The sequence below is a fragment of the Dactylosporangium sp. NPDC049140 genome (genome assembly GCF_040648435.1).
Genome location: NZ_JBEZDS010000001.1, coordinates 797083 through 812008 on the forward strand (window position 1 = coordinate 797083; position 14926 = coordinate 812008).

Annotated in this window: 14 protein-coding genes; 9 read left to right on the top strand and 5 right to left on the bottom strand. The window is 70.4% G+C overall.

Annotated features, from left to right (window positions below):
• Positions 1-9: 9 nt before the first annotated feature.
• Positions 10-702 (bottom strand): hypothetical protein, encoded by a 693-nt coding sequence (locus AB0B76_RS03640; protein ID WP_360368616.1) that lies wholly within the window; start codon positions 700-702, stop codon positions 10-12.
• Between the two features lie 176 nt (positions 703-878).
• On the opposite strand from AB0B76_RS03640, the gene AB0B76_RS03645 reads away from it, so the two are divergent.
• The 7 genes from AB0B76_RS03645 to AB0B76_RS03675 all read left to right on the top strand — a co-directional run bounded on the left by AB0B76_RS03645 (position 879) and on the right by AB0B76_RS03675 (position 9531).
• Positions 879-2783, top strand: coding sequence for an adenylate/guanylate cyclase domain-containing protein (locus AB0B76_RS03645; protein WP_360368618.1), 1905 nt, complete (start codon positions 879-881; stop codon positions 2781-2783).
• Between the two features lie 17 nt (positions 2784-2800).
• Entirely contained in the window at positions 2801-3436 is a 636-nt protein-coding gene (locus AB0B76_RS03650; protein WP_360368770.1) for a Crp/Fnr family transcriptional regulator, read from the top strand.
• Between the two features lie 149 nt (positions 3437-3585).
• Positions 3586-5949: an immune inhibitor A domain-containing protein gene (locus tag AB0B76_RS03655; RefSeq protein ID WP_360368621.1), complete on the top strand. Its 2364-nt coding sequence runs from the start codon at positions 3586-3588 to the stop codon at positions 5947-5949.
• 177 nt (positions 5950-6126) lie between these two features.
• Positions 6127-6378 carry a hypothetical protein gene (locus AB0B76_RS03660; protein ID WP_360368623.1) on the top strand — a complete coding sequence of 84 codons (252 nt, stop codon included), beginning with the start codon at positions 6127-6129 and terminating at the stop codon, positions 6376-6378.
• Between the two features lie 34 nt (positions 6379-6412).
• Entirely contained in the window at positions 6413-6994 is a 582-nt protein-coding gene (locus AB0B76_RS03665; RefSeq protein ID WP_360368626.1) for a thioredoxin domain-containing protein, read from the top strand.
• Positions 6995-7338: 344 nt separating this feature from the next.
• On the top strand, positions 7339-7965 hold the full coding sequence (locus AB0B76_RS03670; protein WP_360368629.1) for a GPP34 family phosphoprotein: 627 nt from the start codon (positions 7339-7341) through the stop codon (positions 7963-7965).
• 87 nt (positions 7966-8052) lie between these two features.
• Positions 8053-9531, top strand: a complete 1479-nt coding sequence (locus tag AB0B76_RS03675; RefSeq protein ID WP_360368632.1) for an APC family permease — start codon at positions 8053-8055, stop codon at positions 9529-9531.
• Between the two features lie 128 nt (positions 9532-9659).
• Here AB0B76_RS03675 and AB0B76_RS03680 read toward each other — a convergent pair whose 3' ends face one another.
• The 4 genes from AB0B76_RS03680 to AB0B76_RS03695 all read right to left on the bottom strand — a co-directional run bounded on the left by AB0B76_RS03680 (position 9660) and on the right by AB0B76_RS03695 (position 12848).
• Positions 9660-9854, bottom strand: coding sequence for a hypothetical protein (locus AB0B76_RS03680; protein ID WP_360368634.1), 195 nt, complete (start codon positions 9852-9854; stop codon positions 9660-9662).
• Entirely contained in the window at positions 9851-10921 is a 1071-nt protein-coding gene (locus tag AB0B76_RS03685) for a LacI family DNA-binding transcriptional regulator (RefSeq protein ID WP_360368636.1), read from the bottom strand. The genes AB0B76_RS03680 and AB0B76_RS03685 overlap by 4 nt, the downstream gene beginning before the upstream one ends.
• Positions 10922-11062: 141 nt before the next feature.
• The gene (locus tag AB0B76_RS03690; protein ID WP_360368639.1) at positions 11063-12178 is read right to left on the bottom strand and encodes an MBL fold metallo-hydrolase; all 1116 of its coding nucleotides are present in this window, start codon (positions 12176-12178) and stop codon (positions 11063-11065) included.
• 283 nt (positions 12179-12461) lie between these two features.
• Entirely contained in the window at positions 12462-12848 is a 387-nt protein-coding gene (locus tag AB0B76_RS03695) for a hypothetical protein (RefSeq protein WP_360368642.1), read from the bottom strand.
• On the opposite strand from AB0B76_RS03695, the gene AB0B76_RS03700 reads away from it, so the two are divergent.
• Both AB0B76_RS03700 and AB0B76_RS03705 read left to right on the top strand, forming a co-directional pair.
• Entirely contained in the window at positions 12822-13688 is an 867-nt protein-coding gene (locus tag AB0B76_RS03700) for a helix-hairpin-helix domain-containing protein (RefSeq protein ID WP_360368645.1), read from the top strand. The two genes, AB0B76_RS03695 and AB0B76_RS03700, sit on opposite strands and share 27 nt — an antisense overlap.
• Positions 13688-14755: an OmpA family protein gene (locus AB0B76_RS03705; protein ID WP_360368647.1), complete on the top strand. Its 1068-nt coding sequence runs from the start codon at positions 13688-13690 to the stop codon at positions 14753-14755. The genes AB0B76_RS03700 and AB0B76_RS03705 overlap by 1 nt, the downstream gene beginning before the upstream one ends.
• Positions 14756-14926: the final 171 nt, after the last annotated feature.

Consider the following 14926-nt stretch of genomic DNA (forward strand, 5'->3'; position numbering starts at 1 on the left):
GCTCCTCGCTCAGTATCCGGTCGCGGGGCTGGTGGGTTCGATCGTCACCGCGGTGCCGTCGACCACGGCGGTCTTGCTGTTCACGTCGAAGGGCGGGGCCGGCTGCAGGACGCCGTTGCGGGTTTCCACGCCCACCTGCTTGCCGTCCGGCAGGACGATCCAGCTCGCGTCCAGCTTCTTGCGCAGGCTCGCCTGGGAGCGGTACAGGCCCGACGGGGGTGCTACCGCCTTGATGGTGAAGGTCCACGTCTTCGTGCCGGCCTTCACGGTGCCCTTCATCTGGGCGGCGGTGTAGGTCGCGGTCAGGTTGCCCGTTGCCTTCGCGCTGTTGAGCTGGGCCTCGCCGTTGGCCATGTCGCCGTCCATCCAGGACTCGGCGGCGCGGCCGTCGCAGACGTACGCGATGGCCTTGCCGTTCTTGACGACCACGCCCAGGGAGGCGGCGCCGCCGTCCACCGCGCCCGCGTAGGTGATCGTGCCCTGCTGGGCCGCGTTGCCCGTGCCGTCGCCGGGCGGCGGCGTTGAGGGCTGGGCGGAGGTGGCGGCCGGGGCCGGGACCTGGGACGGGGACGCGGCGGGCGCCGCCGCGGTCGCGGCCTTGTCGCGGGCCGCTTCGTTGGTGACGCTCACATTCATGCCGTACAGCACGCCGGCCACGACCAGGCCGGCGCCCAGGGTGATGAGCGGTGCCTTGAGTTTCATCGGTAACTCCCACAGGTTGAGCACCGTGTCGGTGCTTCATGGCTTATGAGACCGAGGTTGCGCCGCCGTGTCTGCGTCGAAAGACGCAGAGCGAGATGTCCAGAACGAGACGGCTCGGATCCGCGGGAGTGGTGGGACCCTTATGCGGATCGATCGAGGACATAGGGAGGGGCGAGATGCCACGCGTCATCGTCTGGGCCGCGCATCTCGCGCTGCCGCTCGCCGGGCTCTGGCTCCTGCTGAGCCGGCCCGGTACCGACGTCATCTGGCAGCACCATCAGACGCACTTCTGGCTCGTCATGATCGTGGCGGGCGTCAACGTGATCGTGGGCGTGGCGATGGGCGTCGCGGCGCGGCGGCGCTCCGACGGGCGGCTGTTCCTCGTGTCGCTGGTGTTCCTCGCCGCGGCCGGGTTTCTGTTCGCGCACGCGCTCGCCACGCCCGGCGTGCTGATCGGGCACCCCAACGCCGGCTTCGACCAGTCGATGGCGGTCGGGCTGATCGTCGGGTCGGTGCTCGCGGTGCTGTCGTCGCTGAAGCTGCCGAGCGGGATCACCGGCTGGCAGCTCGGGCTGCGGATCGCGCTCGGGCTCGTGCTGTTCGTGTGGATCCTGTGGTCGCTGTCGGACCTGCCGCCGCTGTCGCGGCAGGACCAGATCCGCGACGTCGAGGGGCCGCTGGTCTGGGTGTCCTGGGCCGCGGTGGCGCTCTACGTGGCGGCCGCGGTGCGTTTCTTCCTGTTGTACCGTCGCAGCCCGGGCGCCGTGCTGATCTCCGTCGTGACCGCGTTCGCGCTGCTGGCCGAGGCCATGGTGGCCGTCACGCTGGCCGACAAGTGGCGGCTGTCGTGGTGGGAGTGGCACCTGATCCTGACGGCCGCGTTCCTGTTCGTGGCCTACAGCGCTTATGTGCAGTACCGCCGCGAGGGCAGTGCCGCGGGGCTCTTCGACGGCATCGCGATGGCCGCCACGAACCGGCGGATCCGGCAGCAGTACGAGGCCGCGCTCGAGGAGCTGGTGGCCGCGCTGCAGGAGTCCGAGCAGGGGGCGGCGCCCGAGCGGCTGGCGGCGCGTATGGCCGAGCGCTTCGGGCTCACCGAGAAGCAGGCGGAGGTCCTGGACCGGGCGGCCGCCGCGCTGGTGGCCGAGCGGGAGCTCTCGGAGCGGCTCGGCGCGCTGGTCGCGGTGGGCGAGCAGGCGCGGGTCGGGGCCGGCGAGGAGGAGTTCCTGCGGGGCGCGGTCGAGGCCGTCCGCGGCTCATTCGGTACCGTCGAAATCGCCCTTGTCTCTGACGGAGAGATTGAGGAACGGCCCGATGCGTTGCCGCTGACGGTCAAGAACATCAAGGCGGGCGCCGTCACGATTCCGGCCGGCACCCGCGCCGAGCTGCGCCAGACGCTCGCGCACCAGCTGTCCATCGGGCTGGAGAACGCGCGGTTGTACGGCGAGCTGTCGACCCTGTTCCGCCAGTACATGTCCCCGGACGTCGCCGCGGCGCTGCTGGCCGACCCGGACCAGGCGGCGCTGGGCGGGCGGCTGGTCGACGTCACCGCGCTGTTCGCGGACCTGCGCGGGTTCACCACGTTCTCCGAGGCGGTCGAGCCGGGCGACATCGTGGAGATGCTCAACCGGTACCACGGCGTCGCGGTGCCCTGCATTCTCGACAACGGCGGCACCATCGTGCAGTTCGTCGGCGACGCGCTGCTGGCGCTGTTCAACGCGCCCGCGCGGCAGGAGGACCACGAGGCCCGGGCGGTGCGGGCGGCGCTGCAGATGCAGGAGGCCGTGCGCGGGATCGCCGAGGGGCACCCGGACTGGCCGCGGTTCCGCGTCGGGGCGAACACCGGGCCGGCGCTGGTCGGCAACATCGGCAGCGAGCTGCTGCGCGGGTTCAACGCGATGGGCGACGCGGTGAACGTGGCCGCGCGGCTGCAGACGATCGCCGAGCCCGGGCAGGTGGTGATCGGCGGGGTCACGTACGACGCGATCGCCGAGCGGGCCACCGCGACGCCGCTGGGGGAGCTGGAAGTGAAAGGTCGCCGACAGACAGTCCGCGCCTATGTGGTGGAGACTTTGGCGTGACCGAGTTCTTCGAACTTCTGCACGCCGACGAGCAGGCCGCGCTGGAGGCCGCCGGGCACCGCAAGCAGTGGCGGCGCGGCTCGGTGATCTTCCGCGAGGCGAGCCGCTCCGAGGCGGTGATCATCCTGCGGTCCGGGCGGGTCAAGGTCTCCTCCGACACGGCGTCGGGCACCGAGGTGGTGCTCGCGGTGCGCGGGCCGGGGGCGCTGCTCGGGGAGCTGTCGGCGATCGACGGCGGCCTGATGTCGGCGACCGTGACGGCGCTGGAGCCGGTGACCGCGCTCTCGGTGCCGTCGCCGGACTTCGAGCGGTACCTGCTGGGCCACGCCCGCGTCTCATTCCTGCTCATGCGCGAGGTGACCCGCCGCCTGCGCGACGCCGACCGCAAGCGCATCGAGTTCGGCGCCTACGACACCACCGGCCGGGTCGCGGCCCGGCTGGTCGAGCTGGCCGAGCGCTTCGGCGAGCCGTCGCCGGAGGGGCTGCGCATCAGCCTGCCGCTGTCGCAGGACGAGCTGGCCGGCTGGACCGGATCGTCGCGCGAGGCGGTCACCAAGGCCTTGCGCACGCTGCGTGAAGAGGGCCTGATCCAGACGGGGCGACTCCACGTGATCGTCCATGATCTCGATGCACTCAGAGACCGCGCTCAATAAATCGGTGACCCTTGTTTTGACCCTCGCAACCATGCACAAACCCAGATGTTGATCTTCAGGAGGCGAGAACAGCCCCTAGTCTTCCGCGACAGGTGCATCGAGGCATCGACGCAGGGCCTCGGTGCGGAAGCCCCACCAGGGAGGTACCTGTGCGTAAGTTGACCGTGGGACTGCTCAGTCTCACGCTCGCGTCGGGGATGGGGGTGTTCGTCGGAGGAGGTGCGGCCCATGCCGTGCCGGCCCAGGCGCCGTCCGTCGACGCCGCGTCGCCGTCCGACGAGCTGATCACGGCCGACGAGCAGAAGCAGCGCGCTGCTCGTGAGGTCGCCCTCTCGCAGGTGCTCACGGGTCAGGCCCAGCCGGAGAAGCGTGGCGCGAGCACGGTCGTGAACATCGGCAAGACCGACCGGAGCAAGGGCCACGTCGACAAGTACGTCGAACTGGGCCGTGAGAAGACGGACAAGATCTTCGTGGTGCTGGCCGAGTTCGGCAACACCCGCCACCCGTCGTACCCGGACCAGGACACCAACCCGGCCATCGCCGGCCCGGCCAAGTTCGACGGCCCGCTGCACAACGCGATTCCGCAGCCGGATCGCACCCAGGACAACTCGACCATCTGGAAGCCGGACTTCAGCCGGCAGTACTTCGAGAACATGTACTTCGCCTCCGGCAACGGGGTCGAGTCGCTCAAGACGTACTACGAGAAGCAGTCCTCGGGCCGCTACAGCGTCGAGGGCATGGTCTCGGACTGGGTGAAGGTGCCCTACAACGAGGCGCGGTACGGCCGCAGCAACGGCTTCCCGTGCACCGCCAACGTGTGCAGCAACAGCTACTACCTGATCCAGGACGGCATCCAGGCCTGGGTCGACGCGCAGCACGCCCAGGGCAAGTCCGACGCGGACATCAAGGCGACGCTGGCCTCCTACGACCAGTGGGACCGCAACGACTACGACCACGACGGCGACTTCAACGAGCCCGACGGGTACATCGACCACTTCCAGATCGTCCACGCCGGCGGCGACCAGGCCGACGGTGACCTGATCCAGGGCGAGGACGCGATCTGGAGCCACCGCTCGACGGCGTTCCCGGGCGACAGCACCGGCCCGGCGTACAACATGCGCGGCGGCACGCAGGTCGGCAACACCGGCCTGTGGGTGAGCGACTACACGATGCAGCCCGAGAACGGCGGCCTGAGCGTGTTCGCGCACGAGTACGGCCACGACCTCGGCCTGCCGGACCACTACGACACCTCGGGTGCCGGCGGCAACGCCGAGAACCCGGTGAACTGGTGGACGATCATGGCGCAGAGCCGGGTCAGCCTGCCCAGCGACAACGGGATCGCGGCCCGCGCCGCCGACTTCGGCGCCTGGGACAAGCTGCAGCTGGGCTGGCTGGACTACACCACGGTCAACGCCGGCAAGACGAAGCTGGTCGACCTCGGCCCGCACGAGTACAACAGCAAGAAGCCGCAGGCGGTGGTCGTCAACCTGCCCAAGAAGAAGGTCACCACGCCGCTGGCGACACCGCCGGAGGGCACCAAGTCGTGGTGGAGCGGCTCGGGCAACCTGCTCGACAACTCGCTGACCCGCAACGTCTCGGTCCCGGCGGCCGGCACCACCACGCTGACGTTCCAGGCCAACTGGGACATCGAGGACTGTGGGCCGGACCCGTGTGACTACGCGTACGTCGAGGTCGACGACGGCTCCGGCTTCAAGGAGATCCCGGGCTCGATCACGAACGCGGCCGAGGGCGACGGCATCGACGGCACCAGCAACGGCTGGGTGCCGGCGACGTTCGACCTGTCCGCCTACGCGGGCAAGACGGTCGGCCTGCGCTTCCGCTACGTCACCGACCCGGCGGCCGGCGGCAAGGGCTTCTTCGCCGATGACATCCGCATCGCCAACGGCGCCACCACGGTGTTCGCCGACGGCGCGGAGAACGGGCTCAACGGCTGGACCGCGGTCGGCTTCACGGCGGTCGGCGCGTCGCTGACGACGGAGTACGACAACTTCTACATCGCGTCGCACCGCACCTACGAGTCGTACGACAAGTACATGAAGGCGGGCCCGTACAACTTCGGGTTCGCGGACCGGCCGAAGTGGGTCGAGCACTTCCCGTACGAGACCGGCCTGCTGGTCACGTACTGGGACACCTCGTACCGCGACAACAACACCAGCCAGCACCACGGTGAGGGCCTGATCCTGCCGATCGACTCGCACCCCGACCTGGTGCTCAAGGCCGACGGGACCCCCTGGCGGCCGCGCATCCAGGGCTTCGACGCGCCGTTCTCGTTCGCGCGGACGGACTCGTTCACCCTGCACTCGGGCGCGACGAACGCGCCGAGCCACCTCGGCGGCCAGTGGGGCAACCCGCTGTTCGACGACAGCAAGAGCTACTACCGGGAGGACCCGGCGACCAGCACCTACTACGGCGTGAAGGTTCCCAACAACGGCGTGAAGATCTTCGCGCTGCTGGAGAACGGCACGTCGATGGCGGTACTCGTCACCGGCTGACCGGAACCGATCGAACCGGGAGGAGGTCCAAGGAGTATGAAAGCTCCGCTGGGCCTCCTCCTGGCCGTTCTGCTGCTGGCCGGATGCGCCACCGCACCGAAGACGGATGAACCCGCACAATCCGCCGCACCGGCCGTTTCTGTTTCCCGGGAACCGACGATCAGCATTCCTCCGGGCGTGCCGAAGACGACCAAGGTCGAGCCGCCGGTCGACGAATTCCAGCAGGTCGTGACCCAGGGCCGGGTTCGCGTCACGGGTACCTGTATCGAGCTGATCACCGCGCAGCTGAACTGGGTGCTCATCGGGCCCGCCGCGGACGGCCTGCGCGACGGCCAGCAGGTGAAGGTCACGGGCGTGCCGAACCCGAACCGCGAGACCATCTGCACCGGCAGCCCGCTGCTCGTGTCCAGCGTCGCGCCCGTGGGGTGACGTTCCCGGGGCGACTCCGGCTGACCGTTGAGGCATGACCACCACGCCCTTCCAGGTCACGATCCCCCGGCTGACGATCCCGGTGGGCCCCGACGACCACACGTTCGGTCCGGCGAGCGCCCCCGTGTCCCTCGTCGAGTACGGCGACTTCCAGTGCCCGTACTGCGCCATGGCCCACGTGATCCTCCATGACCTGCTGCGGCTGCGGCGGGAGACGGTGCGGTACACCTTCCGCCACTTCCCGCTGACCAACGTGCACCCCTACGCCGACCTCGCCGCCGAGGTGGCCGAGGCCGCCGGGGTGCGGGGTACGTTCTGGCCGATGCGCGACTGGCTCTTCGCCAACCAGGCCGGCATCAACCCGCGCCGGCTCATGGTCGGCGTCGAGCGCCTCGGCCTGCCCTCGGCCGAGGTCGGCGACGAGGTCGGCGCGCACCTGTACCTCGACCGCGTCCGCCGTGACCTGGTCGGCGGCGTGCGCAGCGGCGTCGCCGGCACCCCCACGTTCTTCGTCAACGGCATCCGCCACGACGGCGGCTACGCGCTGGACGACCTGCTCGAGGCGGTCGACGAGGCGGCCGAGACGGTACAGCGGCACAACGAACACGCACCGTAGCGGGCCCGACATTACGCAGCGTGCACGCTCGGCGGACGGTGAGTGGACCGTCCGCCGTTCAGGCGCGTGCCGTCAAATGGTCAGATAATTCGGTGCGTAATCGGCGGCGGTGAACTCCGGAAATTCCGGACATCACCGTGTGTGAAAAACGGACGTTGCAACATCCGTCAATTCGGTAATGGTCGGCGGCGATTATCCGATTTTGCGCGCCGATGGTTGCGGTCCGTCAATACGCAGGGCATGCTTTCCGATCGGGTCGCACGTGTCTTTCGGGCCCTAACTGTCAGATCTGGGGTAATGGGGGCCCTGGTCGGGGCGACGATTGGTGACGGGTACGCGGTCGAATGCTGTTGGCCGATGACTTCTTTCTCATTGCGCACGACGACCGGGACGGCCGATCCCGGCTGTCCGCGCGCGCGGTGGAGCTCGGGCTGGCCGGGGCCCTGCTCGGCGAACTGGTACTGGAGCAGCGGATCACCGTCGAGGGTCCGCGGCTGCGGGTGCTCAGCGGAGAGCCGCCCTCCGACCCCCTGGCACACACCAACCTGGCCACGATGGTCGCCGAGGTGCAGCACCGCGAGGTGCGCACCTGGCTGCAGTTCCTCGGGCGCACGGCGGTCGACGAGGTCGGCACGCGGCTGGCCCGCAACGGCATGGTGGAGCAGATCCAGGTGCGGCGCCTGCTGCGGTCCTCGACCCGGTGGCTGCCCACGGACATCAACCTGCCGGCGGGGCGGGTGGTGCGACTGCGCCGCCTGCTCACCGGATTCGAGCCCATGCGCGTCGCGGACACGACCCTCGCCGGCCTCGCGGAGGCGACCGGGCTGACCGGTCACATCCTCTGGGAGCGCGACCCCTCGGGCGGCAGAAGACTTCAACACGCGATCGGCGCCCTGCCGCCACCGCTGCGCGACCTGATCCTGCAGGTCGAGTCGGCGGTCGGCGACGCGGTGCTGTCGCAACGCGGGTGACGGCGCGGCTCGGACTTCCCTCTCCCCCTTCCCCTCTCAAAGAACCCTGGAGGACCGATGTCCGCAACGTCGCCCGTGCGACCGAGCGTGGTATCCCAGGCACTGGCCCGCGACCGGCTGGGCGTGCCTTCCGTCATCATGTTCGCCCTGACCGCGGCAGCGCCGCTGATGGTCGTCGGCGCGCTCGTCTCGACCGGCTGGGGCGTGGTCGGCACGACCGGGTTCCCGCTGGCCTTCCTGATCATCGCGGTGATCCTGGCGCTGTTCAGCTTCGGCTACGTCGCCATGTCGCGGCACATCACGAACGCCGGTGCCTTCTACTCGTACATCGCGCAGGGCCTGGGCCGGCCGCTGGGCGTCGGCGGGGCCATGGTGGCCCTGGTCGCCTACAACCTGCTGCAGGTCGGCCTGTACGGCGCGTTCGGGGCCTTCCTGTCGCAGCTGCTCGCCGAGAAGGCGGACGTCGCCATCGACTGGTGGGTCCTCGCCCTGGTGCTGTGGCTGTTCATCGCGGTCCTGGGCCTGCTGCGGGTCGACGTCAACAGCAAGGTCCTCATGATCCTGCTCGGCGCCGAGCTGATCGTGGTCACGATCTTCGACGTGATCTTCTTCAGCCACCCGGCCGGCGGTTCGCTGAGCTTCGAACCGTGGAGCTGGGGCGCGCTGCAGGACAGCGCCGGCCCGGCCTTCGCGGTCGCGACCACGGCGTTCGTCGGCTTCGAGGCCGCACCGGTCTTCGCCGAGGAGGCGCGCAGCAAGAACCGCACGGTGGCCCTGGCGACGTTCCTCGGCCTCGCCGTCATGCTGCTGTCGTACTCGCTCACCAGCTGGGCGGCGTCGGCGAGCATGGGCGTCGACGCGACCGTCGGGCAGGCCCAGCAGACCCTCGACCAGGGCGGCCCGTTCTTCCCGGCCCTGGTCGCGGCGAGCGGCAACTGGGCCGGCGACCTCGGCCGGACCCTGCTCATCACGAGCATCGCGGCGGCGGCGCTGAGCTACCACAACACGACGGCCCGGTACGCGTTCGCGCTCGGCCGCGAGCGGGTGCTCCCGTCGTTCTTCGGCCGCACCCGGGCCCGTTCGGGCGCCCCGATGGCCGGCTCGCTGTTCCAGACGATCATCGCGGCCGTCACCATCGTGCTGTTCGCGGTGACCGGCTGGGACCCGCTGGTGAACCTGTTCTTCTGGCTGGGCACCGCGGGCGGCGTCGGCGTGCTGCTGCTCGTCGCGGCGACGTCCCTATCGGTGATCTTCTACTTCGTGCGGGACAGCCGCGGCGAGAGCGCCTGGTCGCGGCTCGTCGCGCCGATCCTGGCCACGGTCGCGCTCGGCTACGTGATGTGGCAGGTGTTCGACAACTTCGGGCTCCTGCTGGGCATCCCGCCGGACACGAAGAACGCGGCGGTGTGGGCGTTCCCGGCCACCTACGGCATCGCCGCGGTCGTCGGCATCGTCTGGGCGCTCATCCTGCGCGGCCTCAACCGGCAGGACTACGAGGCGATCGGCCTCGGCGCCCGGGCCAACACCGCACGCATCGAGACCGCGGAGGCGGTCGAGGTTCGTTAGATCCGGTTGTACCCGAGGGAAGACAACAGCAAGGGGAGGTCGGCGGTGGCCGGCCTCCCCTCGCTGTTTCACATACGCCTACCGCCGGGTGTCACCCGGCTTCGCATACGCCGTCCCTTGGCGGGGTGTTACCCGTAGGTGAGGGCCGGCGTGGGCTCGACTCGGTCGGCGACGGCGCGCAGCCGGCGAGCGGCGAAGCCGCGCACCTTCTTCATCGTGGCCGACTCGGGACGGCGGTCGTCGACGACCGGGGCGTTCGGCAGCGCGGAGTGCATCTCCAGCCGGACGGCCTCGAGCGAGACGATCATGGCGATCGGGGTCATGACTGCTCCTTGGTGGGGTTCGGGCCAGTGGTCGCCCTGACCACCAGCGATACGGGCAGCGTCAGGCGACGCCGCGCCGGGTCGTCGGGCGGGTCGAGCAGGAGCTCGCCCGCGAGCCGCCCGCGCTCGACGCTGGGCTGGCGGATGGTGGTGAGGCCGGCCGGCTCGGCCTCGCCGATGTCGTCGAAGCCGGTGACCGACACGTCCCGGCCGGGGCGCAGGCCCCGCACGCGCAGCGCGTCGAGCACGCCGAGCGCGAGAACGTCGGAGGTGGTCAGGATCGCCGTGGCCCGGTCGAGCCGGTCCAGCGCGTGCGCCGCGGCGGCCGAGCCATCGTCGCGGCTGTTGTCCGCCGCGTTGATGAGCAGCACCCCGTCCCACTCGACGCCGGCCTCGGCGAGCGCGTCGCGGAACCCGCGCACCCGCTGGCCGGTCACGTAGTACCGCAGCGCGTCGGGGTCGGCGTCGACCGGCCCGGTCACGCCGCCGTCGACGATCCAGTGCGCGACGACCGCGATGTCCCGGTGCCCGAGCCGGGCGATGTGCTCGCCCAGCCGGTGCGCGGCCGCGCGCTCGTCGATGCCCACGTAGCCGGCGTCGGGGCCGAACGCGTTCGGGTCCTCGCCGATGACGATCGGCACGCCCCGGGCGCGGATCAGCTCGAGCGCGCCGTGCCAGTCGGGCACGCAGTAGAGGCAGAAGGCGTCGACCGCGGCGTTGCTCACGATCCGCCGGCCGGCCTCCTCGTCCTTGGGCAGGTTGAGCAGCAGCAGCGAGGTCTCCCGCGCCGAGGCCGCCTCCGCCAGTCCGCGCAGGTAGGCCACCGCGTAGGGGTCGGTGAACGCCATCGACAGGTTGTCGGTGAGCAGCACGCCGATCGCGTTGACCTTGCCGCGGCGCAGCGACCGGGCCGTCGGGTTGGGGCCCGAGTAGCCCAGCTGCTCGGCCGCCGCGAGGATCCGGGACCGCAGCTCGGGGGAGAGCTGATCCGGGCGGCTGTACGCGTTCGACACGGTGCTCCGCGACACGCCCAGCTCGTCGGCGATGGTCTGCAGGGTGGCGGGCATGGCCTGGATCCTCCCTTCCGGCTGTATCGATCCAGTTCCTTCTGTATCGATACAGTACGCCGAGGCGGCCCACGCTGCCAGGCTTTTGCCGGCTCCTGGCATGTGGGCCGCAACACGTGCTCTGAGCTGCGGATTTAAACGTCACGCAACAGCGCGCCACCACGGTTCAAGTGCCGGTAACGCGTCGATGTTCACCCGGTCACCCGGGCGCGGCACAACGAGCTCGATGTCGCGCGCCTGCGCCTCCTCGACCAGCCGCTCGACCGGCTCCGACCACGCGTGCAGGGCGAGGTTGAACGTGCACCAGTGCAGCGGGATGAGCACCCGTGCCCGCACGTCGAGGTGCGCGCTCGCGCCGTCCTCGGGCTTCATGTGGATGTCCGGCCAGGCGTCGTTGTACGCCCCCACCTGAATCAGCGACGCGTCGAACGGGCCGTGCTGCTCCCCGATCTGCTTGTACCCCTCGAAGTAGCCGGAGTCGCCCGTGTAGAACAGGCTCCGGCGCGCCCCCTTCACCACCCACGACGCCCACAGGGTGCCGTCACGGGTGAACCGGCGGCCCGAGAAGTGCCGGGCCGCCGTCGCGGTCAGCGTGATCCCGCGGATCTCGGCCTGCTCGTCCCAGTCCAGCTCGATCAGCCGGTCCGTGGGCACGCCCCAGCGCTCGAGGTGCGCCCCGACGCCGAGGGGTACCAGGAACGGCGCCTGCTGGGTGCGCTGGAGCGCCCGGATGGAGTCGAGGTCGAGATGGTCGTAGTGGTCGTGCGAGATGACCACGGCGTCGATGCGCGGCAACTCGTCCAGCGGCAGCGGCACCGGGTGCAGCCGCCGCGGGCCCGCGAACCCCGTGGGCGAGCAGCGATCGCTCCACACCGGGTCGAACAGCACCCGTACGCCCTCGATCTCGACCAGCGCGGTCGAGTGGCCCAGCCAGGTCACGTGCAGCTCGTCCGGCTCCAGCCGGCCGCCGAGCGCGGGCCGTGTCACCGGTATCACGCCGAGCGGTTTGCGCCGCTGTCTGCCCGTGAGCAGCTCGACGAAGGCGTTCCGCATCGCGTGCGGCGGCAGGATGTCGGCCGGCACCGAGTTCACGAACCGGCCGTCGCCGCCGTACTGCGGTGAGCGCCGCATGCGCTCGGCCCGCGCCCCCGCCGGGACCGCCCCCAGCTGCGCCGGGAGGTCACGCAGAGCCCATGCGACGCCGCCGGCGGCGGCCGCCACCGCGGCCCAGGCAAGCACCCGAGTCGTCTTCCCCATTGCTCCGTCGCCTCCAGTTGTGGTGAGGTTCAGCACCCGTCCGTTTCGATTTTCGCTCGGCCCTCTGGGTGACCCGCCACCGGCAGAGCCCCCGTGAACGCCCACGATCTGCGAAAACGTCGATCAACAGGCCTTTGACCGGTGATAACGACCCGGTATAGGGCATGGGCGGGGCCCTGTTGCCGGACTTCCAGTTGTGCAAGGCTGCCCGCGAACCCCCTCTTTCACGCTTCCCTTTTCACGCCTGCCCCGGAGGCCTGTCGTGGTCTGGTACACCAACCAGTCACTTTTGTTGATCCTGCTCGCGTTCCTGCTCGGTCTGCTGGTCGGGTACCTCTGGTGGGGCCTGCGCCTGCGCCGGGTCCGGTCGTCCGAATCCGCCACCGAGTCCACCACCGATGCGCCGGTTGCGCTCGCCAAATCGGCTTCGGCGGCCGCTGTCGCCGATCCTGAGCCCCTTGCTTCGCCGGTCGACGTGCCTTCGCCGGTCGATGTCGCTTCGCCTTCGCCGGTCGTCGAGGATTCGCCTTCGCCGGCTGTTGAGGATTCGCCTTCGCCGGTCGTGGCAGAAGAGCGCGACCCCGTCGATGCCGATCTCGTGGCCGATGTCGAGTCCGCGTTCACGGCCGAGCCGGCGCCGGTCGTGGTCAGCGAGGAGCCACAGCCGCACGACAAGCTCGAGCGTATCGAGGGCATCGGGCCGAAGATCGCGGCGGCGCTGCGGGCGGCCGGCATCACGACGTACGCGGCGCTGGCCGACGCCGACCGGTCCACTGTGGAGCTCGCGCTCGAGCGGGCCAATCTCCGGTTCGCGCCGAGTCTTGCGACCTGGTCGCGGCAGGCGCGGCTGCTGGCCGACGAGGACGAGGCCGGCTTCAAGGAGCTGACCGACCGTTTGATCGCGGGCCGGGAAGTCTCGGCCTCGCCGGCCGTGGTCTCGCCGGTCGTGGTCTCGCCGGTCGTGGACGAGCCGGTCGTGGACGAGTCCGTGGTGGACGAGTCCGTGGTGGACGAGCCGGTGGTTGAGGAGCCGGTGGTTGAGGAGCCGGTGGTTGCGGAGCCGGAGGTGGCTGAGGTCGAGCCCGAGCCCGAGCCGGAGCCGGTTGCCGAGGTCGTGGAAGAGCCCGCGGTCGAGGAGCCGGTGGTCGAGCCTGAGCCCGAGGTCGAGCCGGTCGCCGAGGTTGTGGAAGAGCCCGCGTCCGAGGTTGTCGTTGTGCCCGCGCAGGCGGCGGCGGTCGAGGATGTCGAGCCCGACAATCTGCGCCGGATCGAGGGCATCGGCCCGAAGATGTCGGCGGCGCTGATCGGGGCGGGCATCAAGACGTACCGTCAGCTGGCCGAGACCGACGTGGACACGCTGCGGGCCGCGATCGAGGCGGCCGGGCTGCGCTTCGCGCCCAGCATCGTCACGTGGTCCCGCCAGGCGCAGCACCTCGCCGACGGGGACGAGGAGGGCTTCGCCGACCTCACGCGCCGCCTGGTCGCCGGCCGTGACACCGGGCGGGCCTGATGGCGGGCGCCACCCGCACGGCGTCGTCGACCGGCTGGGAGGTCCGCAAGCGCAATCCGCTCATCCCGATCGGCGTTGCCGTCGTGGGGCTTGCGGCGCTGGTCGTCACGTTCGAGGTACCGCATAGGCATGCCGTGGAGGACAGTCTGACCGACCGCACGAAGGTCGCGCTCGCCAAGGCGGGCATCGACGCCGACGTGCGGTTCGTCGGGCGGGACGGCACCGTGAAGGTCGGCTCGGCCGACGAGAAGGACAAGGCGCGCGAGGTCACGCTCGGGATCGACGGCGTGCGCGTGGTCGACGTACAGGCCCCGCCGAAGGTGACGACGCCGGAAGTCCAGCGGTCGGCGATCTCGGTCAAGCTGCTGGTCGACAACGGCAAGGTGACGCTCACCGGGGCCGTGCCGGCCGAGGGCGACCGGGCGAAGATCGCCGACGCGGTCAAGCCGGTCTTCGGGGCCGAGAACGTGCAGGACGAGATGACCGTCGACGCCACACGGGTCGCCGACGACACCGACCTGGCCGGGCTGGGCGCGGTGGCGGTCGCGCTGGGCAAGGACGCCAAGGCCGCCGTGGTCGACCTGACCGACCACGTGGTCACGCTGACCGGCACCGTGGCCTCGGCGGAGACCAAGGACAAGGCCGAGACGGCGGCGAAGGCGGCGGCCAAGTCGGTCCGCAACGAGCTCGTGGTGGGCCAGGCGGCCGCGCCGGAGCAGGTGCAGACCCAGCTGGTCGCGCTGCCGACGGTCGAGTTCGAGAACGACAGCGCCACGCTGACCCCACAGGGCCGGGCCGTGGTGGAGAACGCGGCCTCGATCCTGCGTGCGAACCCGAACATCAAGGTCAGCATCGAGGGCCACACGGACCTGACCGGCACCGTCGAGCACAACCAGACGCTGAGCGAGAACCGCGCGCGCACCGTCCTGGACACCCTGGTCTCGCTGGGCATCGCCGCTGACCGCCTGACCTCGAAGGGTTTCGGCGAGAGCCGCCCGAAGGTTCAGGGCAGCGACGCGGCGGCGAACGGCGTCAACCGGCGGGTCGAGTTCATCGTGCAGCAGTAATCCGGGGGACGGGCACGAGGCCGATTTCGTGCCCGTCCCCCGTGTCAGCGGCCGCGTCAGGGCGCTGACCGTTTGGTGTCAGCGGCGGCCCGCATGGTGGTGGCACAACAACCGCTACGAAGGAGCGCCCACCATGTCGATCACCCTCACCGACCAGGACCAGAACACCAT

Coding starts and splice junctions, on each gene's coding strand:
- AB0B76_RS03640 (WP_360368616.1), bottom strand. CDS start 702: ATGAAACTCAAGGCACCGCTCATCACCCTGGGCGCCGGCCTGGTCGTG.
- AB0B76_RS03645 (WP_360368618.1), top strand. CDS start 879: ATGCCACGCGTCATCGTCTGGGCCGCGCATCTCGCGCTGCCGCTCGCC.
- AB0B76_RS03665 (WP_360368626.1), top strand. CDS start 6,413: ATGACCACCACGCCCTTCCAGGTCACGATCCCCCGGCTGACGATCCCG.
- AB0B76_RS03670 (WP_360368629.1), top strand. CDS start 7,339: ATGCTGTTGGCCGATGACTTCTTTCTCATTGCGCACGACGACCGGGAC.
- AB0B76_RS03680 (WP_360368634.1), bottom strand. CDS start 9,854: ATGACCCCGATCGCCATGATCGTCTCGCTCGAGGCCGTCCGGCTGGAG.
- AB0B76_RS03685 (WP_360368636.1), bottom strand. CDS start 10,921: ATGCCCGCCACCCTGCAGACCATCGCCGACGAGCTGGGCGTGTCGCGG.
- AB0B76_RS03690 (WP_360368639.1), bottom strand. CDS start 12,178: ATGGGGAAGACGACTCGGGTGCTTGCCTGGGCCGCGGTGGCGGCCGCC.
- AB0B76_RS03705 (WP_360368647.1), top strand. CDS start 13,688: ATGGCGGGCGCCACCCGCACGGCGTCGTCGACCGGCTGGGAGGTCCGC.